Consider the following 23,067-nt stretch of genomic DNA (forward strand, 5'->3'; position numbering starts at 1 on the left):
CTCTCCCCCACCAGAAAAGATGAAGGTGTCGCCACCTTCATCTTGTTTCGTTTTATTTCTGTTTCGGCGCATACGTCTCGGCGATGAACGGCCGTTCGCTACGCACGACGTCCTCGACGAACGGCAACGCCCGCATTTGCTCGATGACCGCCTCGTGTCCGTCCAAGTCCGTATACAAAAAGGCATACTTCTCCCGTTTCGACACATAATACAAGTTCGCGTATCGTCTGAGCACTTTCACTTGTTTAAGCGACTGGACGTACACGACAAGGCCGATGCGTCCGTTCAGCTCAAACGAGTTAGACAGCACATCCACAGCTTCCGCCTCCTCCGCCACAGCTTCCTCCGCCGGAACAGCCACCCTCATCGAAGAACGGGTTGCCCGTCGGGACTTTTATTTTCGGGGATACGGAGTGGGCCAGTAAGCCGCTCACTTCCCCGAGCAGTTTGTCCAAATTCCGCTCCGCTTTCTTGAAAGCGGCCACTTCCGGTTGGACGTCGAGCCGACGCTTGACGAGATGCATCTCTTTTTTGATGCGGTCATGGTCCGGGTGATGTTTGCCGAACCGCTGCACGTACTCGTAATCTTCTTTCATGCGTAAAAACTCACGCTCTACGTCACGCGCCTCGTCTGACGCCAGGCGTGCCCGCTTCGTCGTGATATATGTTTGGAACGACTCGCTCGACTCAATCCATTCGGCCAACGTTTCGGCCTGGTCGAGAAGTGCGATCGTCTGTTCAGTGATAATCATGGCTTTCACCCTTTCTGACATGATTTTACCACAATTGATTCCCTCTGTGAGCAATCGGCTTTATAATTGAATGTGACTCATGCGTTCAGAACAGAAAGGAAGTGAATCACCGTGCCTGCACGGTGTCCGATGAAAAAAGTCTCGTTCAATATGATTCGCTCGGCCGGCATCAAAACCGACTACGCGAAACCAGAATACTACTTTGACCAACTCGATAAAGTACGCGCCGCTGAACTCGTCTTGTTCCCCGAATATTGGATGGTCAATTCCATCATCTACGGTTTAAATAAACCGATTTATCCGTCTCCAGCGACGTATCACCTCGGCCACGATAAAATCGAGATGACGCGGGCGTTCAAGGCGACGTTCCCGGACCGCATCCCAAAGACCCTCATTTACGGAAAGAACGCGTACACGATTGAACGCGTGCTCGAGGAGTTCACCTATCCGTTCGTCGCCAAGACGGCAAAATCGTCGATGGGGCAAGGCGTCTGGCTCATCAAACAGGAGCAAGACTGGCTCGAGTATGTCGAGAAACACGATACGTTTTACGTACAGGAATACATCCCGAACGACCGTGACCTTCGCATCATCATCATCGGCGAAGACGTCGCCGGCGCCTACTGGCGTGTCAGCGAGGCGTTCCTAAACAACGTCGCCCAAGGCGCTCACTTCTCATATGACGATATCCCGCAAGACGTCGTCGACGAAGTGCTCGAGATTGCGAAGACGCTGCACATCAACCACGCGGCGTTCGATGTCATCGTCACCGCCGAAGGCTTTTATATCCTCGAGTTCAACGTCTTCTTCGGTTCAGAAGGCCTGATGCCGCTCGGAGTCCGCTTGGCAGAGAAGATTGACGCCTACCTCGAGACGCTTCGTTGACCGTTCATCTTTTTTTCACAATTTGAACACACGTTATTCCAACAATGTTTTTGGATATGATATGATGACATATGAGGTTTATTGAAAAAAGGGGGATTATGATGAAATTTGAGCAGTTCCACATCGAGGGAAAAGAGATCCGCTTCGGTTTGCTCGAGACGATCATGGATCATCATCATTTCATCCGTGAAGGCGCTTGGGACTATGAGCGTGCGACGTATGATATGAAATACGAGAAGCAATCGACGGGCGAGACGTTCTACCTTCGCTTACCGGTCTACGCGATTGAAGGCCAAATCGAGGACCGTCACGCTGTCGTAAAAATGTTGACACCGATTCTCGGAAAACACTATTACCCACACGGCGTCGAATATGACGAAGAGTTTCCGGAAGAGATTGTCCGCGACTGCGAGCGTCGCTTGACGGCTCTCGCCGACACATTAGAAGTCAAACCCCTTTAATCGTAAAGGGGTTTTTCATTTGAAGACATATGTCTGTCAACGAAAAAGGACCCCCTATAGAGTCCGTATCCTGTCATGTTCAACCCCCAAGTCAAGCAGGTAAGTCCTCCACTCGAATAATCTTGCAGCCTTTCCCTTCATAATACTGAATCATCTCGGCAATCTTCTTTTGATCATAACTTGTTATACAATCGGACAAGACTTGAACATCATAGTTTGATTTTCGCATGTTGTAACACGTCGACTTCACGCAGGCGATGGCATCCGCCCCGGTGATGTAGAACGTCTCGACTTCATGCTGCTCGATGAAGGTTGCGAACGCTTCGCTCGTTAACGCGTTTCCTTTATATTTCGTGAAGACGTGGTCAGACACCACCTTCAAGTCCGGGACGAGCTCGGCCCCGCGCGTACCCGTTTTAAACGTCCTCGTCCCTGCCGAGAGATTCTCATGACGGATGTAGACGACCGGCACGTCATGCTCGACGGCCCAATCAATCGAGTGATTGACGTTTTCAATCACGGTTTTGTAATTTTTCGTAATATCGTTTTGAAGATCAATGACGACTAACGCTTCTTTTCCCATCCTCTTTCCTCCTCATATCGAACAAATGGCTCGGTAGTCTTTTCTTTTCCTAATCATAACAGAGTTCACTTATGGAAAATATAGGTACAAAGAAAACAGGACTGCGTTGTTGCCCTCGAGCTGTGGATGAGACGAATCGTGACCTGCGATTCGGTTCGTCTTCTTTGGGTTCAATGGTCCCGAGGCGCACGGCCCGACATAAAAATTGAAGAAACGCAAAGACGAGAGGCCGCACAAAGGCGGCCTCTCGCGGCGCTCATCCGACGGCGCCGTAGACAATAGCGAGCGGAGGGAGACCCGGCAGCGTTACCCGATGCGGCTCCCTGCTCGCCCTAAGAGCGGAGACGCCAAGAGGATGAGTGAAAACATTCTGTTCGTCAACAAACGGAGGACCGCAACGCGGCCCTCCGTTGTCGTTACCTCGCGATGACGTTCAACGTCACATCGACTTGCCCGAGCAACAAATCGAATTGATCTCGGATGTAACGGTACAACCGTTCCGCCTCTGCGAGCGAGAGCGGTGCGATCACTTGATAATCGTAGCGATCTTTCGACAAAGAAACGACTTTCACTTCAGCCAAGCCGAACTCGATTGCACTACATGCAATCAAATCCTCAATCGCCCGTTCCGCAATCGTCACATCTCCATACGAATAATCGTTCCCAATCACAGCCATCGTATCGTTCATCGTCTTCACTCCTTTTCAGCAACGAGCACGTTCACGTCCTCCATGATAGATTCTATATCGACCGGCTGATCTCCTGTCGTCGCCATTTGCGCGACGGCCCGCACGTCATGCTGTCGATCGACGATATACATCGTCGTGGCGTGCGTGACGAGCCCGCTGTTCGCCTTCGAATAATAGAATTGAAGCTGGCGCGTGATGCGGTCGATGTCCGCTTTCTCACCCGTCAACACTTTCCATCCTGTAGGTTCCGCTTGAAAGGCGGCACCGTAATTTTCAAGCACCGGTACCGTATCGACTTCCGGGTCGACCGTGATGGCGACGAGTTCGACATCGGTCCCATACAATCCGTCGGCCTTCAACTCTTGCTCGAGTTTCATAAAGTCCCGGAGCGTGAGCGGACAGATGTCCGGACAGTTCGTGTAAAAGAACGTAATCACTTTTACTTTCCCGTTGTCGGAGTTGTACGTCTCACCATCTAGTGCATTCGTGAGTGTGAACGGTGTCGGTTCTTGAATGACCGGCAAATCGTCCTGTTTAAAGAATAAGAAATAAGATGCGACGCCGATGGTGATTAGGACGGCTACCGTCAAACCGACCGTCATATAACTGTTCCGTTTCATCCTCATCCCCCTCTCTTGGGTCACCCTCCGATAATGGCGCGGAAGACGTTCGTCGTCTCACCCGGCTCGAACGCGACATAGAGGAGAACGTATACCGTGACACCGGTAATCGCCGTGAAGAACCAGACGACCGAGGCTTTCGGGGCAATCTTGCGGTGTTTTGCGACTTTGTTTTTATAACCGAGGTAGAGCGTGATCAAACCGAGCACGCCCCCCGTCGTCGCGAGTAAGATATGGAAAATCATGAACGCCAAATAATATGGTTTGATGCTGTCCGGACCGCCGAACGCCGTGTTGCCGACGAAGATGGTGCGTGACACGTAAAGAATGAAGAACGTCGTGGCGGCCACCGCTGCGGCCGTCATGACTTTTTTGTGCTTCTCGATGTCACGGCGGTCCCGTGCGATGATGACCCAGCCGATGGCGACTAAAATCGCGCTGAGCACAATGAATGAAACACTAATCAATGCAAGATAATTCATCGTTGTTTCCCCTTTGCCTTAACTCATTTTTTCTCTTGTTGCTCTTGCGGCGAGAACGACATGCCTTCCTCGAGCGCGAGCGACTTCGTCCGGCGAACCCAGCCAAAGAACGTCCAACCGAAGAAGAAGCCGTAGACGAGTTCTTGACCAAGCTTCATCAATACCCCGCCGAAGCGTTGGTCTTCTAGCGCACTATTCGTCGCACCCATGAGCGCGTTCAAATCGAGTCCTGACACGTCGCCGTTCGGCATACAGTAGCCGAGTACTGTCGCGAACGTCTCGACGTCCGTGTACGCATCGTAAAGGATATTATGACTAAAGATGATGAGCGCACATGCGGGCGTCAAAAGCACCCCGTTGGCGATGATGTATACCATCCGTTTCAAATCGGACATGCCTTCTTCTTCCTCTGAGAGGAACGGTGCGATCACCGGATACCACATCGTCAAACTGAAGACGAGGAGCGCACCGTGGAAAATACGGTGGACTTCATAATTCGTCAACACGTAATCGAAGATGAATGGCATATGATACAACGTGAATAACGCGTTGAACAAGATGAGCGCGATGAGCGGCTTCGTCATGAACTTGAGTGTCGGCCCAATCACTTTATAGCTAAATAATTTTTCAAATACCCAATACGGCAACCCGTAGACGACGAGCGCCGGTGCGAGCACGTAGACGAGCACCATTTGGAACATATGCACCGAGAAGATGATGTGCGCGAGCACGTCGACCGGGCTTCCGAATCCGATGTAATACAAAACGATGGCAAATAGCATACTGAACTTTTGCAACAACGTGGTCGACTCATATCCCCGCTTCGCCATTTTCTCTGTGACGACCGCGTACAGGACGTACAGTCCTACCATGAGCAATCCGAAGAATGGACTCCAAAGCGTCATCCAATCGAACTGCCTGAGTAGCTCTGATGTATTCCAGAGCATCCCTTCACCCCTTTTCTCTCTCTCCCAAACCGATGAAACCGTTCACTTCAAGATTACTATTCCTTTATTTTTGAAGTAAAGCAAAAAGGACCGAATCATCTGTGTTTCCACAGATGTTCAATCCTTTGTCACATTTACCAAATGAGCAAACGAAGTGCCGCTACCGTGATGACGGCGACAAAAATGCCGAGCCACATCATCCCAACGATCCATGTGTTACCACGGTTGTTCATATGCATGAACATGTACAACTGCAAGAACACTTGAATGATGGCGAGGATAATCAAGAAACCACCCGCCGCCCACACCGGCATGAGTTCAGCGTACACAGCGCCGAACGCTAGGAATGTGAGTAAAATCATCATGGCGAAACTGATCAACTGGAGCTGATATTCGCGTTTCGACTCGGCTTTTACTTCGAGCTCTAACTGCTTGTGCGATTCGTTCATTGGACGTTTTTCCATATTAGCTCACCATCCCTAGGAGATAGACGATCGAGAAGATGAAAACCCAGACGACATCGATGAAGTGCCAATACAGGCTCGACACATAAAACTTCGGTGCGTTGTACACATCGATTGGACGGTTCCAGTTCCGGATGAGAAGCGTCCCAATCCAGAATAGACCGAACGTGACGTGCGCGCCGTGGAATCCGACGAGCGTGTAGAACGCTGAACCGAACGCGCTCGACGTGAACGTATGACCGATATGGTAGTAGTGAATGAACTCGTAAATCTCAGCTGCAAGGAAGCCCGCACCGAGAACGAGCGTGACGATCAACCAGAACTTCATGCGGCCAGGGTTGTTCGCTTTCATATTCATCATCGCGAGCACGCTCGTAAGCGAACTCGTGAGGAGGAGCATCGTCATGAAGAAGACGAGCCCCATCTCAAAGATATTGTACGAGCGGAGTTCCTCTGGCGCACCAGAGTTCAATAGGCCGACATACGTTCCGAATAGCGAGGCGAAGAGAACGGTCTCTCCACCAAGGAAGAACCAGAAGGCCACATATTTATTTTTCCCATCCAGCGTGGCTTTCTCTGGATTGGCCGGAAGGCCGGTTACCGGGTGTTTTTCAACTGCATGTGCCATTTATTGTTCTCCTTTCTCACGAATCGCTTTCAAATCCGCTTCGACTTGTGATTTTGGAATGTAGTACCCGTGATCGTCGATCCATGAACGGAGGAACATCGATACGAATGTCATGAGTAAACCGAATGCGATGAGCGACCAACCGATGATCATGTTTTCCTTTTGGAAAATCGCGCCAAGACCGGCGATGAACAGTCCAAGTGACATGAAGAACGGAATCAACGAGTTGTTCGGCATGTGAATGTCTGTCACCGGTTCAGAGACAGACACCCGTTTGTTGCCAGCCATCTTCTCGAGCCAGAACGTATCGAGACCTTTGACGAGTGGCGTTTGCGCGAAGTTGTACTCTGGCGTCGGCACGGGAAGTGTCCACTCCAATGTACGACCGTCTTCCCAATGGTCTGGTTTGACAACTTGTTTCGACATGAATGCTTTCACGACTGCGACGAGCAAGATGATCGTCGACACACCCATGAAGAAGGCACCGATTGTCGACAGTAAGTTCATCGTTTCAAACCCTTGGTTCGGAAGGTATGTGAAGACGCGGCGTGGCATCCCGAACAATCCGAGGAAGTGTTGAGGGAAGAACGTCAAGTGGAAGCCAATAAAGAACAACCAGAACTGCCAATAGCCGAGCTTCTCAGAGAGTGCCTTACCGAACATGAGCGGGAACCAGTAGTAAAGTCCAGCAAACAGTCCGTAGACGACCCCACCTACGATTACGTAGTGGAAGTGAGCGACAACGAAGTAACTATCATGGTACTGATAATCCGCCGGTGCAACCGAGAGCATGACCCCTGTCATCCCTCCGACGAGAAACGATGGAATGAATGCGACCGAATAAAGCATCGCGACGTTGAACTTAATTTGGCCGCCCCATAGCGTGAACAACCAGTTAAAGATTTTAACCCCGGTCGGGACAGCGATCGCCATCGTCGCGACCGCGAAGATTGAGTTGGCAACCGGTCCGAGACCGACTGTGAACATATGGTGGACCCAAACCATGAATCCTAAGAACCCGATGAGCATCGTCGCAAATACCATCGTCGTGTAACCGAAGAGGCGTTTACGTGCGAACGTCGGGATGATTTCCGAGAAAATACCGAAAGCCGGTAAAATCAAAATGTATACTTCCGGGTGACCGAAAATCCAGAAGAGGTGTTCCCAGATGATGACGTTTCCGCCCATCGCCGGGTTGAAGTAAACGGCTCCGAACAGTCGTTCGAACATCAACATGAACAATCCGACCGTAAGTGGCGGGAATGCGAAGACGATCAAAGCCGAAGCGACGAACGTCGTCCATGTGAAGAGCGGCATGCGCATGAGCTTCATGCCCGGTGCACGCATGTTTAAAATCGTGACGAGGAAGTTAATCCCGGCCATGAGTGAACCAAAACCTGAAATTTGAAGACCGAGCGCATAGAAGTCAACGCCCGTCGCTTCCGGTTGTGTCGAGAGCGGCGCATAAGCCGTCCACCCTGCGTTCGGTGCAGCGCCGAAGAACCAGCTCAAGTTGAGCATGACGCCACCGAAGAAGAACAACCAGAATCCAAGTGAGTTAATGAACGGGAACGCGACGTCGCGTGCCCCGATTTGAAGCGGTACGACGGCGTTCATGAAACCGAAGAGCATCGGCATCGCCGCTAGGAAAATCATCGTCGTTCCGTGCATTGTGATCAATTGGTTAAACGTCTCACCGCTGACGAAGTCGTTCATCGGACGAACGAGTTGCCAACGAATGAGTAACGCTTCAATTCCACCGAGAAGGAGGAAGAAAATCCCTGAGAACAAATACAAAATACCGATCTTTTTGTGGTCAACCGTCGTAATCCAGTCCATAAGGCCATTGTATTTACGCGATTGCTGCAATGCAGTGGTCTGTGCCACGTGAAATCCCCCTTTTCCCGTTAGTCAATCTTCTGATCGTACAAGAAGTCAACGAGTGCGTCTAACTCTTCATCACTGATTTGGCCTTCCGTGAAGCCAGGCATGAGCGCGCCTTGTTTCAAGCTTTGCGGGTCACGAATCCATTGCTTCAACTCTTCCTCGTTGTTCTCGAGGTAGCCAGCCAACCATTCGCGATCCCCATAGTTCGTCAAACTCGGCGCAACTTTCCCACCACCGTGACAGCTCAAGCAGCTCTCGACGTATACGGCTTCGCCGACTGTGAGATTTTCGTTGTTCGCTGTGAGGCGTTCCGCATCTTCATCTTGCTTCGCTTTCATGTCCTCAAGCCATTGATCGTAATCCGCTTGATCGAGCGCGATGACTTTAAAGTCCATGAGTGCGTGTGACGGACCGCAAAGCTCGGCACACTTCCCGTAAAACGTACCTGGTTCGTTTGCATGGAGCCACATTTCGTTGTCGAGTCCAGGGTTCGTATCCGTTTTACCAGACAATGCCGGAACCCAGAACGAGTGAATGACATCTTTTGACGTCAAGTTGATGCCGACACGCTTGCCTGTCGGGATGACGAGTTCTTGACCAGTGACGACGCCCGCGTTCGGGTACTCGAATTCCCACCAATAAAGGTTCGCCGTGACGTTGATTTCTTCTTCTTTTTTCGCTTCTTTCGCTTTCGCGAGTTCGACGGTCGTCGTGATCGTCGGGACAGCGAGAATGATAAGCAAGATGATTGGAACGACTGTCCAAATCAATTCGAGTGTACTGCTTCCTTCTACCTGTTTCGGAATCGAATCATCTTTCCGACGGAATTTCATAAGGACGTACACGTAAATAACCGTAACGATGACGAGTACGAAGAGCATGATTGCCAAACTGATGAGAATGATTCGAAGCTGAATCTCAGCCCCTTCTCCCATCGGCCGCAATGCAGACAATCCCTCAACGCCACACCCTGATAACAGGAGTGCAAACATCATCATCGGGACGATGCCAAACAGAAGCTTCTTAAATGATTTCACAACAATCCCCACTTTCTCCCAAAATGATGTGCAAAAGTATCTATATAGTGAGTGCGATTAAAACTTGCCGTCACGATGAAGGCAATGCCGTCAACATGAGGGCGACAATCCACACGACTAAATAAATTAATGAATAAAAGAACATTTTATTGGCCCACTTGATTTCGTCATCGGCTTTAAACCCTTTCAAACCGAGATACAACCAGTACCCCCCGAGTACGGCCGCGATAATCACGTAGACTGTACCGTAGTGCATGAAGAGAAGCGATGCCGGAATGAGCGTTGCGATCCACCAAATGATTTGGCGTTTCGTAATGGCGAATCCGTTCACGACAGGTAGCATCGGGATGCCAGCTGCGCGATATTCCTCGACGCGACGCATCGCGAGCGCGAGGAAGTGCGGCGGTTGCCACAAGAACATGACGAGGAACATAAGCCACGCATCGATATGAAGCGCCGGGTCGATTGCTGCCCATCCGATAAGCGGTGGGACCGCTCCCGAAATGCTACCAACGACCGTGTTCAACGTGTGCGTCCGTTTCAGCCACATCGTATAGATGACGACATAAAAAAATGCCCCGATTAAACCGAATACTGCTGCCACATACGACACAATCAAAAGCATGAATGTCCCGACCGCAAGTTGCGTCAATCCGAGGAGTAAAATGCGTTCTCCTGAAATTTTTCCGGTGACACTCGGTCGATTGTCTGTACGTCCCATCAAGTAATCGATATCTCGGTCCACGAAGTTGTTTAGGTAACAACTCCCGGAGATGACGAGTGCGCTGCCTAACATGGTTAATAAGAGCTGTGGCCATACTTCAAATAAATAAAGCACAGGCGTGTCGCTCTGATATGTTGCTGCTACAAAGAAACCGGCAAACACTAACAATAAGTTAGCACGGACGATTCCCATTTTTGCGAGAGCAACATAGTCACGGAATGAGGCGGATTCTGTATATTCTACTTCTGCCATCATTCTTGGGTTGACTTTTGTCATACTGACCCCCCCACATAATCACGAAATCCTCGTATTCTTTTCACAAAAAAAACACAATATAAGCAAAGTACACCTAACTCATAACAAAGATACCATATTTTTAAAAAGAATACGTCGTTTATGCTTGTAAAATAGCGAGTTTTTTGTGACGAACGTGTGATAATTGTCACACCAAAAACCCATTACTAATACTAGAATAACGATTTTGATAGCGATTGCAAGCTTTTCCGTTTCGTTTTTTGGATCGAAACCCGTATAATAAGTATGGCGAAAAAAATAACAACTTACAAGGCGCAATTGTCGTGATTTTTCTCAAAAGCAGGTGGTAACGAATGCATAAAAAACTCGCACTCTTCTCTGGGTTTGTCACCCTCGGGATGATGCTCGTCCTCATCATGGGTGGAACCGTGACGAAGACGGACTCGGGTGACGGCTGCGGCACGGACTGGCCGCTCTGTCACGGAAAACTGATTCCGACGAACCCGAGCATCGAGACGATGATTGAATACAGTCACCGGGTCGTCTCCGGGATTGAAGGGCTTCTCATCATCGCCTTGACGATTTGGACGTTCGCGGTCGTGAAAAACCGCTTCGACGTCAAAGTGTTCGCGTTCCTCGCGTTCATCTTCATGTTGATTCAGTCGATCATCGGAGCCGGTGCCGTCATCTGGCAACAGTCGGATGCGATTCTCGCCCTCCATTTCGGCATCTCGCTCGTCTCGTTCGCATCCTTACTCATCTTGACGATTCTTTTATTTGAGGGTGAGCGGGTTCATAAGACCGTGTCTGAAAAATTAAAGATCCATCTGTACGGCTTGACGATTTACACGATGGTCGTCGTCTACACCGGCGCTTACGTCCGTCACCTCGGCGCCACGTACTCATGCGTCGGCTGGCCGATTTGCGCACAAGAAGTGTGGACGTTCGAATCCTGGGTCCAAATGGGCCACCGTGCCATGGCCGCGTTGCTCGTTTTCTATACGCTATACGTCCTGTACTTGGCACGCCGGGAGACGAACCGTCTCGTTGAACGTGGCATGTGGGCCTCGCTCTTCTTCATCATGCTGCAAGTCGGCACTGGCGCTTGGATCGTCCTCGGGGGGCACGCGACATACGTTCCACTCCTTCACGCTTTCTTGATCACATGCTATTTCGGGATTATCTCGTACTTGGCGTATCATGCGTACCGAGCCCAAGCACGTAACGACGCCTCGAAACAACAGATCAGTTAATACGAAAACGAACCAAGCCGCTTTCGCGACCTGGTTCGTATCTCGCCTTCCGACACGTCGGAAGGCCTTTTTTATTGCGCCTCTTTAAATCGTTCGAGCGCCCTTGCCCGTGCTTCTTTATGGTCGACGACCGGGTCGACGTACCCGTCCCGTTCGCTTGCATCAGGGAAATGAATCGCCTTCGCGTCGAGATGGTCCAGCTCAGGCACAAACTTCCGGATGAACGTCCCGTCTTTGTCGAACTTCTCCGACTGCGTCGTCGGGTTAAAGATGCGGAAGTACGGTACGGCGTCCGTTCCGACCGAGGCGGCCCATTGCCATCCGCCGATGTTCGAGGCGGCCTCATAGTCGATCAACTTCTGTTCAAAGTAGCGTTCACCTTTACGCCAATCGATGAGCAAATGTTTTGATAAGAACGAGGCGACAATCATCCGTAAACGGTTGTGCATCCAACCCGTCTCGTTCATTTGGCGCATCGCCGCATCGACGATCGGATAACCGGTCTCCCCTCGGCACCAGCGGTCGAACTGTTCGTCGTTGTCCTCCCAGTCGAGGTGTTTATACTTGTCGTTGAACGGCCGGTCTTTCAGCCCTGGGAATTGGACCATAATCATGTAGTAGAACTCGCGCCACAACAGTTCGTCGTAATACGTGTCACGTCCTTTCGACTTCGGTGCCGACAAGACGGCGTCGGCGACGGTCCGAATCGATAAGACGCCGGTCCGTAAATACGGGGACAGACGGCTCGTCCCGGCGATGGACGGAACGTCACGGTCCTCGTCATACTGGTTGATCCGTTCGTTCACGAAGTCGGTCAACCGGCGTTTCGCAGCCGTTTCCCCGAGCGCTTTCCATTCCCGCTCGCACCGGTCGAACTGTTTCTTCAGTTCAGGCGGTACCTCGTTTTTTGACGTCACAAGTCGTTTCAAACGGTCACGACTCACTTCATACGGTTTTGGCGGCACCTCTTCATAGGCCGCCTTTTTGAACGGAGTGTACACTTTATAGGGATCACCGTCTTTTTTCGTGAAGGCGTTCGGTGCGAACAAGTGTCGATCGAGCAACCGGACGACGAGCACCTCATCCCCGAGTAACTTGATGACGTTGTCGTCCCGTTGTTTGAACGGCTCGACATACTCCGCATTGAAGTAAAGCGCCCCCACCGCTCCGAGTTGGTCGACAAAATCATCTTCCGTCTCAGCCACGATTACGTGAAGGCCGAGGCCGTGTTCGTCGAGGTCATCCATGAAATGGCGCATCGTTGAGAAGTAATAATCGTGTCGCGTGTCGAACGGGTCGCAATATTTCGGGTTCAGCCAAAACACGAACGCTACCTCGTCCCCTTCTTCCGCGTCTTTCAAAGCGCGATGCAGCATATGGTTGTCATGCAACCGAAAATCGGACCGGAACCAACAAACTCGTCTCATCTTTCCCTCTCCCATCTAAAAAAGAAGCATAGCCATGCTATGCTTCTTCCCATTATACGAACTCGATTAACAAGTCGTCACTTTGTATTGTGTCGCCTTCCTTGATGTGGATGGCTTTAATCTCTCCGTCCTGGGCGGCTTGGACGGTCGTTTCCATCTTCATCGCTTCCGTGACGAGCAGCTGCTCGCCCCGGTGGACGCGACTTCCTGGCTCGACGAGCACTTTCAACACCGAGCCTGGCATCGAGGCCCCGACTTGTTTCGGGTTCGAGCGGTCGACTTTCGGACGGCTCGTCGTCGCCGATTTTACGTTCACGTCTTTAATCTCGATTTCACGCGGTACCCCGTTCATCTCGTACGAGACGAGACGGATGCCATCCTCGTTCGGCGCACTCACCTGGACGAGCTTGATGATGAGCGTTTTCCCTGTCTCAATCTCGACTTGAATCGTCTCACCGACGTTCAATCCGTAGAAGAACGTTAACGTGTCGAGCACCGAGACGTCACCGTACGTGTTCGTATGTTTGACGTAGTCGTCATACACTTTCGGATAAAGCGCATGGGCGAGCAACTCGAAGTCTGTGACCGGACGTTCGAACTTCTCGAACAGCTCCGTCCGCGCCGCTTCGAAATTATACGGTTCAATCAACTTGCCAGGACGAACCTCGAGCGGGTTCTCCCCTTTCAAGATCGCTTGTTGCACATCGGTCGGGAAACCACCCGGAGGCGTCCCGAGCTCGCCACGCATCATCTCGACGACCGAATCCGGGAAGTCGAGTTGGTGGCCACGGTCAATCACATCTTGTTCATTCAAGTCGTGTTGGACCATGAAGAGCGCCATATCGCCGACGACTTTCGACGACGGGGTCACTTTGACGATATCTCCGAACAACATGTTCACCCGAGCGTACATCGCCTTCACCTCGCCCCAGCGGTCGCCGAGACCGACGGCTTTCGCCTGCTGTTGCAAGTTCGAGTACTGGCCGCCCGGCATCTCGTGCTCATACACGGATGGATGCGGCGCGCGCATATCGCTCTCGAACGGCTCGTAGTTGTGGCGCACGTCTTGCCAGTAGTCGCTGATGACCTCGTAATGTTTCACATCGACTTTCGGCTGGCGTTCGTGATGGTCGAGCGCATAGATCAAACTGCCACCTGAAGGTTGCGACGTCATCCCTGACATCGAGCTAGCGGCGACGTCGACGATATCGACACCTGCATCCGTCGCCCGCGCGTACGTGAAGATCCCGTTGCCGGAAGCATCGTGCGTGTGCAAGTGGATTGGTAAATCGACGGCGTCTTTCAATGCCGAGACGAGCGCGTACGCGGACTCCGGCTTCAAGAGACCCGCCATATCTTTAATCGCCAAGATGTGGGCGCCGCTCGCTTCGAGTTGCTTCGCAAGGTCGACGTAATACGGCAAGTGATACTTCGGACGGTTGCCGTCGTACAAGTCACCCGTATAACAGATGGCCGCCTCGGCGACTTTCCCAGTCGGAAGCGTCGCATCGATGGCGAGTTGAATCGATTCGATATTGTTCAAGCTGTCGAAGATCCGGAAGACGTCGACACCGGCATACGCCGCCTCGTGCACGAACTTCTCGATGACGTTGTCGGCATAGTTTTTATAGCCGACGGCGTTCGCCCCACGTAAGAGCATTTGAATCAAGACGTTCGGCATCCGTTCACGCAGGCGCATGAGTCGGACCCATGGGTCTTCTGACAAGAAACGGTACGCCACATCGAACGTCGCCCCGCCCCACGCCTCGACCGAGAACAGTTCCGGCATGAGCTTGCTCGTCGGCTCCGCGATATTTAAGATGTCTTGCGTGCGCATCCGGGTCGCGAGGAGCGACTGATGGGCGTCGCGCATCGTCGTATCGGTCAATAACAGCTCAGGCTGACGTTTGACCCAATCGGCGAGACCGGTCGGACCGAGCTCCGTCAAGATTTGTTTCGAGCCCGGCTTCGCCTCGGCCGGAAGGTCGTGCGGAATCCGGACCGAGCGACTGATTGGTTTGTCTTTCAATCCGACGCCCGGGAATCCGTTCACCGTGACGTCGCCGATATAGTTGAGTAACTTCGTTCCACGGTCTTTCCGTTTCGGGAAGACGAACAGTTCCGGCGTTTCATCGATGAACGACGTGTTATAGTCACCGCTAATAAAGTTCTGGTGCTTCATCACGTTAATCAAGAACGGGATGTTCGTCTTGATGCCGCGAATCCGGAACTCGTTCAAGTTACGGACCATCTTCGAAGCAGCTTGTTCGAACGTCATCCCATGCGTCGACAACTTGACGAGGAGCGAGTCATAATATGGTGAGATTTCAGCCCCGACATAAGCGTTCCCGCCGTCAAGGCGAACCCCGAAACCGCCCGGTGAACGATACGCCATGATCTTCCCGGTGTCCGGCATGAAACTGTTGGCCGGGTCTTCTGACGTGACGCGCGATTGAATCGCGAAACCGAGCAACTTGATATCTTCTTGCTTCGGCATGTGAATCATTTCACCGTGGAGCGACTCGCCTTGCGCGATCATGAGTTGCGTCTGGACGATATCGAATCCGGTCACCATCTCGGTGATTGTATGCTCGACTTGGATGCGCGGGTTGACCTCGATGAAGTAGAACGACTCGTCTTCTGTGACGAGGAACTCGACCGTCCCGGCGTTCACGTAGCCGACATGGCGCATCAGCTGGACGGCCGCGTCGCAAATCGCTTGGCGCGACTCCTCCGAGAGCGTCACACACGGTGCGACTTCGACAACTTTTTGGTGACGGCGCTGGACCGAGCAGTCGCGTTCGAACAAGTGGATGATGTTACCGTGGTCATCACCGAGGATTTGGACCTCGATATGTTTTGGTCGTTCGACCAGTTTCTCTATGTACACTTCGTCCGAACCGAACGCTTGCTTCGCTTCTGACTTGGCACGTTCAATCAAATCTTTCATCTCGGCTTCTGAACGGATGACACGCATCCCCCGTCCGCCTCCGCCCATCGCGGCTTTGACCATGAGCGGGAAGCCGTGTTCGTTTGAGAACGCCAAGGCGTCTTCATATGATGTGAGCGGCCCATCTGAACCCGGAATGACCGGAAGCCCGGCCGCAATCGCATTTTGACGGGCGCGCACTTTGTCGCCGAACGCATGCAAATGCGCTTCGTTCGGTCCGACAAAGATGATCCCTTCTTCGCGGCAACGACGTGCGAGTTCAATGTTCTCCGACAAGAAGCCGTAGCCTGGGTGAATCGCGTCAGCCCCCGACTGTTTCGCGATTCGAATCACGTCCTCGATATCGAGGTACGCATCGATCGGCTTTTTATCCAGACCGACCAAGTACGCTTCGTCCGCTTTAAAACGGTGTAACGACCCGCTGTCTTCTTGTGAATAGATGGCGACAGTGCGCATCCCTAACTCTGTGGCGGCACGAAATACGCGAATGGCGATTTCCCCACGGTTGGCTACTAGTAATTTGCTAATTGGTTTCAAATGAATTCCCCCCATTAAAGTAGTCCTTTCAGTCTTACCTTACTACATGCAACGACGAGCTTTGAACGTTTTCTGCTGACTTTTCTCGAATCTCAGCCCGTCTCGTCGCTTCGCGATGCCGGTTTCGCATCGAGATGCTACTCAATACGCCGAGGATGCCCATCGTCATGATGAGTGACGTCCCCCCGTAACTGACGAGCGGAAGTGTGACCCCGGTACCCGGGAACCAGCCGGACATCGCCCCGATATTGATGGCCGTTTGAACCATCAACTGGGCCGCAATCCCGAACGAGACGAACATGGCGAAATGGTTGTCCGAATGGTTGGCGATGTTGATGGCCCGGAACGCGATGAAAAAGAGTAGCGTCAAGACGGCGACCACGCCGACAAAACCGAGCTCTTCCGCGATGATGGACATAATATAGTCCGTCTCCGGCTCCGGCAAGTACCCGTACTTCTGATAACTGTTGCCGAGCCCGACGCCCGTCAAGCCCCCATGGACGATGGAGATGATCGACATGAGCAACTGATGTCCGTAACCTTCCGGGTCCATGAACGGATTGAACACGACGTCGACGCGACTCACTTGGTTATCGGTGAAGACGAACGTATACATCGCATAGACGAAGCCGATCCCCGCCAAGATTGCCGGGACGATAATCCGAAGCGGTGAACCGACAGCGAGCCACATCATGAACATGATGGCCCCGAGGACGAACAGCCCCCCATGGTCCGGCTGACCATTGATGGCGATGGCGTACGGTAGGAAAAAGTAAATGATCGGAATCAAGAAAAATGCGCCGATTTGAGCACGCCACCCTTTTTTGACGATGGCGGCCCGTCCGATTCGGCCCGGGAGACCTTTGAGGTCATCGTTCCACAGGCGGTGATAATAGTTCGCCAAGAGCAAGATGAGCGCGAACTTGGCGATCTCGACCGGCTGCATCGTGAAGCCGCCGACGACGAGCCACGCCCGAGCCCCGTTTAGTGGCGGCATCGCCCATGTGACGAACAACAGGATGACCGTTAACGCATACAGCCCATACAGGATATGTGGTTTCCGAAAGTTCTCATAGCGGAATAGCGTCGCCACCAAATAGACGACGATCCCGATTCCGGCGTAGACGAGTTGTCGGTAAAACAGACCACTATTCGCATAATCCCCGCGGTTCCACACACTGGCACTGTAAATCATGACCGAGCTGATGCCAACGAGCATGAGCACGGCGATAAACAACGTAAAATCAAAATACTGAAATCTCGTTTTCATCTGTTCACTTCCTTATGTACAGCAATCCGATTGACCATTATAAAAAAATACTCAAACAGCGCCGCTTGCACAGTTTGAGTATAAGGTTCATAGTTCTGAAGCTTCCGCGAGCGCGGATAACTTTTGTTCCAATGAATCGAGCAGTCCTTTACCTTCAATGTCTGAAATGAGTCCAAGACGGACCGCGAAATCAATTTGGCGTGATAGACCGAACATATGTGTATCAAGCACCTCTTCATAAAGCGGGCACTTCGGCATTTTTAGGTTTTCTAACTGCACTTCAATCAAACAACGGATTTTCTCCGCATCGGCTTCAAGTAATTGAAGCGCTTGCTCCCGTTGGACTGCAGCCAAATTTGTCGCCACTACGACCCCTCCTCCGTACAATGACAGACTGTTTGTCATAACTCAACTGTACATTATATTTCATCATAATTCAATGAACAGTCGTGATTCAAAGCGAGTTTCTGTCTTGTTCCCAAATTGATGCCAAACCTTGTATAATGAACAGTGTATCGTGAATAAAGGGGGACTACCAATGATTTTTCCGTTGGACGGGGCCGTGCGTCACGCGTTGACGATCGACCCGACCGTTTGGATTTTTGACGAACGCAAGCGAAATGTCGAAGCACTTGATTCTGAACTCGAAAGCGATCAGGACGCCTACTATGCCAAAATGGGGAAGGCATGGGACGAGGGACTGACCCAAGGCGCTCGGATTGACCACAACAAGCCGATGTCACGCGCCGATAAAGATGCTGCGCTCCGCGATTCGTTCGCCATGCCGTTCGCTCCGTTTTTGCAAAACGCCGAACCGCTCACGACGGCGACCCACGTCAGCTTTTACGGGGAGACGACGTTGACGCTTTCGCTCGCAGAAGCGCGCACCGTCTATCTTCAATTCTCAAAGGACGGCAAAGTGCTCACAGACGGGCCTGTATATGTGCTCTATGACAATCAGTGCATTCGCTCGGTCGACCATATCGTCGTCCGGAGCAATGGATGAGGAGGCTTCGGCCTTCTCTTTTTTTTAGACTTTTTACTTCATAAAGTGTAAGATATACCGTATGTAGAATATGATGGAAAGGAAGTGACGCTCACGGTGCCACTGTGGAAAAAGAATCTACTCATCGTTTGGCTCGGGAGTTTCTTGACGGCCGCTTCGATGAGTCTCGTGTTGCCGTTCCTGCCGCTCTTCATTGAAGAGCTGGGTGTGCACGACCCGGACGACGTCGTCACGTGGTCGGCCATCGCGTTCGGTGCCACGTTCCTCGTCGCCGCAATCGTCTCCCCGCTGTGGGGACGGCTCGCCGACCAAAAAGGGCGCAAGTTGATGCTCATCCGGGCAAGCCTCGGGATGGCAACGGTCATGACGCTCATCAGCTTCGTCCAAGACGTCTATCAGCTCGTCGGGCTTCGGCTCTTGATGGGTGCCGTCTCCGGGTTCATCTCGGCCGGCATCACGCTTGTCGCTTCACAAACACCAAAAGAGAAAAGTGGCTGGGCGCTCGGTACGTTGTCGACCGGCGGCATCACCGGTGGTCTCCTCGGTCCGTTGATTGGCGGACTGCTCGCTGACTGGGTTGGGCTTCGATCCGTTTTTCTCTTTACCGGAAGCGCGCTCTTCTTGACGTTCCTCATTACGCTCGTCTTCGTCAAAGAAGACTTCGTGCCCGTGGCGGGCGAAAAACTCGATTCGACGAAATCGATTATCCGCTCCGTGCGTCACCCGCAATTGATTCTCAGCTTGTTTCTCACGACGTTCTTAATCACGTTCTCGACACAATCGATCGGTCCGTTGTTGACGCTATACGTCCGCGAGTTGAACCCATACACGACGTCGCTCGCATTTCTTGCTGGAATCGTCGCCTCGGCCCCGGGAGTCGCCGCCCTGATTTCGGCGCCGCGGCTCGGCCAATGGTCGGACCGATTCGGCGCGGAACGCATCTTGTTTTGGGCGCTCATCGTCTATAGCGCGCTCCTCATCCCACAGGCGTTCGTCACATCGACAACACAGCTCGTCTTCTTGCGCTTCGGTCTCGGGTTCGCGGCAGCGGCGCTCCTGCCGTCCGTACAGTCGTTGCTGCGGCAACATACGCCGAGCTTCGCCACAGGTCGAATCTTCTCATACAATCAGTCCGCCCAGTTTATGGGGAACTTGCTCGGTCCGTTGTTCGGATCTCAAATCGTCGTCCATTTTGGATTTTCGGCTTTGTTCGTCGTCACCGGGCTCATCATGTTGATGAACGCATTATTAGAGAAATCAAACGTTCGTTCACTTGTTGCAAAGCCAAAATAAAACGCCGAACGTTAACTCGGCGCAGGATGTTGACGAACCAAGTCGCCCCTTGCGATTTGATTCGTCTTTTTTGTGTTCAACGAGTTCAATCTACTCACCCCGACACGGAATGGATGACGTACGATGTCGACGTTCGTTTCGGCTATCATGGCGACAGAAATAGAAAAACGGCCGTCAGATGGCGACCGTTTGCGTTGCTCGTCCGACGGCGCCCCGACTCCTGCAGGAGAGCAATCCGACGGAGACCCAGCAGCGACGCTAGTCGCGATGCGGCTCCGGGATTGCCTGCGGAAAGCGTGGACGCCGGAAGGACGAGCGATTCGATTGATGTTAGTCAACAAGCTGAAAACGCCGAGCGCGCGCTCGGCGTTTTTTGTTATAGCAAGTCGGCGGCCAACCGGGCGAGCGACGAACGCTCCCCTTTGACGAGTTGGACGTGACCGAACACGTTTTGTCCTTTGAATCGTTCGACCGCATACGTCAACCCGTTCGAATACTCATCCAAGTACGGATGGTCGATTTGATACGGATCGCCGACGAGGACGATTTTCGAGTTTTCGCCGACACGGGTTAAAATCGTCTTAATCTCATGCTTCGTCAAGTTCTGCGCCTCATCGATGATGATGAACTGGTCCGGCATGCTGCGTCCGCGAATATACGTGAGCGCCTCGAGTTGAATCGATTTGATGCCGGCCAAGATATTGCCGAGTTCGTCTTTTGAATTGGCGTTGAATAAAAATTCCAAGTTATCATAAATCGGTTGCATCCACGGACGGAGTTTCTCTTCCATCTCGCCCGGTAGATACCCGATATCGTTCCCCATCGGGACGACCGGCCGCGCGACGACGAGCTTGTTGAAGCGATGTTCGTCCTCGACGAGGGAGAGGCCCGCCGCGAGCGCGAGCAACGTCTTCCCGGTCCCGGCTTTACCGAGCAGCGTGACGAACGGGATGTCATCACGGAGCAGTAAATCGAGTGCCATCCGTTGTTGGACGTTACGCGGGTGGATGCCCCAAACATGGTCGGCATCGAGCGATAAAGGCCGGATGATCGGTTGCAACGCGTCGACGACGGCGAGAACGCTCGCTTTCGAGACGTTGCTTTTCAAGACGACGAACGAGTTCGGATACAGCTGATTTTTCGAAATGGCCGACACAGGCAATTGACGCACTTTATAGAATTCGTCGATGAGCGTTTGGTCGACCTCAAATTCGCGGTACCCGGCATACAGGTTCGTCGTATCGACGATATGGTCCGTCAAATAGTCCTCGGCTTCGATGCCGATGGCGTCCGCTTTGACACGGACGAGTATATCTTTCGACACGACCACGACTTTTCGGTTCGGGTCGTGCTCGTATTGTTTCATAAGTCCTAATGCGACGGTCAAGATCCGGTTGTCATTCGTCATGACGTCGAACGGAAAATCGACCGAATGTTCATGGCCGATCTCGACGAACAACCGGCCTCCGTTTTCGAGCGGCACCCCGTCGTGCAGTTTCGCGGTCGTCCGAAGTTGGTCGAGGACACGCGCCGTCTCTCGGGCGTTGCGACCGACCTCATCCATGTTTCGCTTCTTCCCATCGAGTTCCTCTAAGACGATCGCCGGGATGACGACATCGTGCTCATCAAATTGAAATAAAGAGAGTGGATCGTGTAAGAGTACGTTCGTATCGAGCACATATGTTTTTTTCATAGACTTTGCCGCCCCTCGCAAATTGTTGGTGATCAGGAGTTCAAGCTTTCCTTGACTTCACGGTCCAACTTTTCTGCTGCTTCCACATCGTACGTCTTGATGATTTCCGGTTGCCCGAACATGGCGCCGTAAAACGAGATGTTTCGAACTTCCTCGATCCGCCCTTCGAAAAAGCGAAGGTGTAGCGCCGGAACGATACTAGGTTCAAACTCCGCGACCGGAGATAACGTCGCGTTGTACGCCGAGCCGTCTTCGATAAAGACGAGGCTCGCTGTTCTCTCTTGCTGTAATAGCGTGATTAAATGTGAGTTTTTCGTCAGGGCGAACCGAATCGTCTGTCGCGTCGGGGCTTGCACCCAACTGATGGCATGTGTCGTCGGCCATCGCTTCGCTTCGTCGAACGCGACTAATATCGATAACGGCATGTCGTTCAACGCACCCTGTTGCGCGTCAGACAGCTCAAACATCGCTTTACTTGCCATACACTCCCCTCCTCCACGGGTATATGAATTGCTTTCGCCCTTACCTCATTCATTCCCTGCTTTTCTATTGTGAAATCATGCTATAATCGAGAAAGAGGAAGGTGAGACCATGCGCGTAAAGTGCTCTCTTTGTGATAAAGTCGAAACGATTGACTCGTGGTCGTTTGAAGCGAAACGGCTTCGCAACAAACCCGCCAAAACGTATATGTGCCAAACGTGCCAAGAACGTATTTCCGAACGAACGGCAGAGCGGAATGCGACCGGTCACTTCAACTTATATCCGTCGTTCCGCCAAAAGCGGAGATGGTAATCAAAAATGACGCCCCGCATAGTGCGGGACGTCATTTTTTTAGTGGGATTCGATCCCTTGGCGGCGGTTCCACCAAAGGCGTCCTCGATAAATCGCCAAGACGATCGCCATGACGAGAAGCACTTCGGGAATCGGCCACGTGAAGAAGACGAGCGCCATCGTTCCGGCACCGAGTGACAAGAGAATGTAGACGACGAGTGATTTCCACCACGTCAACTGTTTGGCAAAACCTAGTTTGAACACGAGAATCGTAAGTAAGATGACCGTGATAATCAACGCGTTAAACCCGACCGAAAAGTCGTTCGCGTCACTGCCGACGCCGAGGAGCGAGGCAATCCACGGCACATCGATTTGTGTGATGTCCATCGTTTGAGAAGCTTTCAAGCTGATAATCCCCCTTTACTTCATACACATCCATTCTACACTATCCAA

The 23,067-nt window shown here is 52.1% G+C and carries 25 protein-coding genes; 6 read left to right on the plus strand and 19 right to left on the minus strand.

Annotated features, from left to right (window positions below; translation table 11 throughout):
* Nucleotides 1-52: 52 nt before the first annotated feature.
* Both KNP76_RS01330 and KNP76_RS01335 read right to left on the minus strand, forming a co-directional pair.
* A complete protein-coding gene (locus tag KNP76_RS01330) occupies nucleotides 53-316 on the minus strand; it encodes a DUF2129 domain-containing protein (protein WP_051622553.1) in 264 nt (87 codons plus the stop codon).
* Nucleotides 300-752, minus strand: coding sequence for a YlbF/YmcA family competence regulator (locus tag KNP76_RS01335; RefSeq protein ID WP_034815012.1), 453 nt, complete (start codon nucleotides 750-752; stop codon nucleotides 300-302). The genes KNP76_RS01330 and KNP76_RS01335 overlap by 17 nt, the downstream gene beginning before the upstream one ends.
* 129 nt (nucleotides 753-881) lie before the next feature.
* Between KNP76_RS01335 and KNP76_RS01340 the strand changes: the two genes are divergently transcribed.
* The gene (locus KNP76_RS01340; RefSeq protein WP_034805652.1) at nucleotides 882-1,637 is read left to right on the plus strand and encodes an ATP-grasp domain-containing protein; all 756 of its coding nucleotides are present in this window, start codon (nucleotides 882-884) and stop codon (nucleotides 1,635-1,637) included.
* 101 nt (nucleotides 1,638-1,738) lie between these two features.
* Nucleotides 1,739-2,098 carry a YugN family protein gene (locus KNP76_RS01345; protein WP_034805655.1) on the plus strand — a complete coding sequence of 120 codons (360 nt, stop codon included), beginning with the start codon at nucleotides 1,739-1,741 and terminating at the stop codon, nucleotides 2,096-2,098.
* A gap of 91 nt (nucleotides 2,099-2,189) precedes the next feature.
* Here KNP76_RS01345 and KNP76_RS01350 read toward each other — a convergent pair whose 3' ends face one another.
* From KNP76_RS01350 to cyoE, 10 genes are all read right to left on the minus strand, one after another.
* Nucleotides 2,190-2,681: a cysteine hydrolase family protein gene (locus KNP76_RS01350; RefSeq protein WP_034815008.1), complete on the minus strand. Its 492-nt coding sequence runs from the start codon at nucleotides 2,679-2,681 to the stop codon at nucleotides 2,190-2,192.
* Between the two features lie 416 nt (nucleotides 2,682-3,097).
* Entirely contained in the window at nucleotides 3,098-3,370 is a 273-nt protein-coding gene (locus KNP76_RS01355) for a hypothetical protein (protein WP_211779683.1), read from the minus strand.
* A 5-nt stretch (nucleotides 3,371-3,375) separates the two neighbouring features.
* Nucleotides 3,376-3,990: an SCO family protein gene (locus KNP76_RS01360; protein WP_034815004.1), complete on the minus strand. Its 615-nt coding sequence runs from the start codon at nucleotides 3,988-3,990 to the stop codon at nucleotides 3,376-3,378.
* 20 nt (nucleotides 3,991-4,010) lie between these two features.
* Complete coding sequence (locus KNP76_RS01365) at nucleotides 4,011-4,472, minus strand: DUF420 domain-containing protein (protein WP_034805677.1); 462 nt, start codon at nucleotides 4,470-4,472, stop codon at nucleotides 4,011-4,013.
* 23 nt (nucleotides 4,473-4,495) lie between these two features.
* Nucleotides 4,496-5,419, minus strand: coding sequence for a cytochrome c oxidase assembly protein (locus KNP76_RS01370; RefSeq protein ID WP_034815003.1), 924 nt, complete (start codon nucleotides 5,417-5,419; stop codon nucleotides 4,496-4,498).
* A gap of 134 nt (nucleotides 5,420-5,553) precedes the next feature.
* Entirely contained in the window at nucleotides 5,554-5,883 is a 330-nt protein-coding gene (locus KNP76_RS01375; RefSeq protein ID WP_034815002.1) for a cytochrome C oxidase subunit IV family protein, read from the minus strand.
* Between the two features lies 1 nt (nucleotide 5,884).
* Complete coding sequence (locus KNP76_RS01380; RefSeq protein ID WP_034815001.1) at nucleotides 5,885-6,511, minus strand: cytochrome c oxidase subunit 3; 627 nt, start codon at nucleotides 6,509-6,511, stop codon at nucleotides 5,885-5,887.
* Nucleotides 6,512-8,350, minus strand: a complete 1,839-nt coding sequence (gene ctaD / locus KNP76_RS01385) for a cytochrome c oxidase subunit I (RefSeq protein WP_211780960.1) — start codon at nucleotides 8,348-8,350, stop codon at nucleotides 6,512-6,514.
* 68 nt (nucleotides 8,351-8,418) lie between these two features.
* Nucleotides 8,419-9,396 carry a cytochrome c oxidase subunit II gene (gene coxB / locus KNP76_RS01390; protein WP_211780961.1) on the minus strand — a complete coding sequence of 326 codons (978 nt, stop codon included), beginning with the start codon at nucleotides 9,394-9,396 and terminating at the stop codon, nucleotides 8,419-8,421.
* Between the two features lie 109 nt (nucleotides 9,397-9,505).
* The gene (gene cyoE / locus KNP76_RS01395) at nucleotides 9,506-10,435 is read right to left on the minus strand and encodes a heme o synthase (protein WP_211779684.1); all 930 of its coding nucleotides are present in this window, start codon (nucleotides 10,433-10,435) and stop codon (nucleotides 9,506-9,508) included.
* A gap of 332 nt (nucleotides 10,436-10,767) precedes the next feature.
* Between cyoE and KNP76_RS01400 the strand changes: the two genes are divergently transcribed.
* Nucleotides 10,768-11,667 (plus strand): COX15/CtaA family protein, encoded by a 900-nt coding sequence (locus KNP76_RS01400; protein ID WP_211779685.1) that lies wholly within the window; start codon nucleotides 10,768-10,770, stop codon nucleotides 11,665-11,667.
* Between the two features lie 71 nt (nucleotides 11,668-11,738).
* Here KNP76_RS01400 and KNP76_RS01405 read toward each other — a convergent pair whose 3' ends face one another.
* The 4 genes from KNP76_RS01405 to KNP76_RS01420 form a co-directional block, all read right to left on the minus strand.
* A complete protein-coding gene (locus tag KNP76_RS01405; RefSeq protein ID WP_214842211.1) occupies nucleotides 11,739-13,094 on the minus strand; it encodes a cryptochrome/photolyase family protein in 1,356 nt (451 codons plus the stop codon).
* A 52-nt stretch (nucleotides 13,095-13,146) separates the two neighbouring features.
* Nucleotides 13,147-16,587, minus strand: a complete 3,441-nt coding sequence (locus KNP76_RS01410) for a pyruvate carboxylase (RefSeq protein ID WP_371816132.1) — start codon at nucleotides 16,585-16,587, stop codon at nucleotides 13,147-13,149.
* Nucleotides 16,588-16,615: 28 nt separating this feature from the next.
* Nucleotides 16,616-17,851 carry an FtsW/RodA/SpoVE family cell cycle protein gene (locus KNP76_RS01415; RefSeq protein WP_211779688.1) on the minus strand — a complete coding sequence of 412 codons (1,236 nt, stop codon included), beginning with the start codon at nucleotides 17,849-17,851 and terminating at the stop codon, nucleotides 16,616-16,618.
* A gap of 87 nt (nucleotides 17,852-17,938) precedes the next feature.
* The gene (locus KNP76_RS01420) at nucleotides 17,939-18,217 is read right to left on the minus strand and encodes an Fpa/YlaN family protein (RefSeq protein ID WP_034805704.1); all 279 of its coding nucleotides are present in this window, start codon (nucleotides 18,215-18,217) and stop codon (nucleotides 17,939-17,941) included.
* Nucleotides 18,218-18,389: 172 nt separating this feature from the next.
* Between KNP76_RS01420 and KNP76_RS01425 the strand changes: the two genes are divergently transcribed.
* Together KNP76_RS01425 and KNP76_RS01430 are read left to right on the plus strand one after the other, a co-directional pair.
* Entirely contained in the window at nucleotides 18,390-18,857 is a 468-nt protein-coding gene (locus KNP76_RS01425; protein WP_211779689.1) for a hypothetical protein, read from the plus strand.
* Nucleotides 18,858-18,953: 96 nt separating this feature from the next.
* Nucleotides 18,954-20,150: a multidrug efflux MFS transporter gene (locus KNP76_RS01430; protein ID WP_214842213.1), complete on the plus strand. Its 1,197-nt coding sequence runs from the start codon at nucleotides 18,954-18,956 to the stop codon at nucleotides 20,148-20,150.
* A gap of 376 nt (nucleotides 20,151-20,526) precedes the next feature.
* Here the strand turns inward: KNP76_RS01430 and KNP76_RS01435 are convergent, their stop codons facing one another.
* Together KNP76_RS01435 and KNP76_RS01440 are read right to left on the minus strand one after the other, a co-directional pair.
* Nucleotides 20,527-21,843, minus strand: a complete 1,317-nt coding sequence (locus KNP76_RS01435; protein WP_034805711.1) for a PhoH family protein — start codon at nucleotides 21,841-21,843, stop codon at nucleotides 20,527-20,529.
* Between the two features lie 32 nt (nucleotides 21,844-21,875).
* On the minus strand, nucleotides 21,876-22,325 hold the full coding sequence (locus KNP76_RS01440; protein WP_034818024.1) for a PNPOx family protein: 450 nt from the start codon (nucleotides 22,323-22,325) through the stop codon (nucleotides 21,876-21,878).
* 109 nt (nucleotides 22,326-22,434) lie between these two features.
* On the opposite strand from KNP76_RS01440, the gene KNP76_RS01445 reads away from it, so the two are divergent.
* Nucleotides 22,435-22,635 (plus strand): YlaI family protein, encoded by a 201-nt coding sequence (locus KNP76_RS01445; RefSeq protein ID WP_024369989.1) that lies wholly within the window; start codon nucleotides 22,435-22,437, stop codon nucleotides 22,633-22,635.
* A gap of 39 nt (nucleotides 22,636-22,674) precedes the next feature.
* Here the strand turns inward: KNP76_RS01445 and KNP76_RS01450 are convergent, their stop codons facing one another.
* Nucleotides 22,675-23,001 carry a YlaH-like family protein gene (locus tag KNP76_RS01450; protein WP_081825869.1) on the minus strand — a complete coding sequence of 109 codons (327 nt, stop codon included), beginning with the start codon at nucleotides 22,999-23,001 and terminating at the stop codon, nucleotides 22,675-22,677.
* Between the last annotated feature and the right edge of the window lie 66 nt (nucleotides 23,002-23,067).

This window comes from Exiguobacterium sp. s150, from assembly GCF_018618435.1.
GTDB classification, from domain to species: domain Bacteria; phylum Bacillota; class Bacilli; order Exiguobacteriales; family Exiguobacteriaceae; genus Exiguobacterium; species Exiguobacterium alkaliphilum.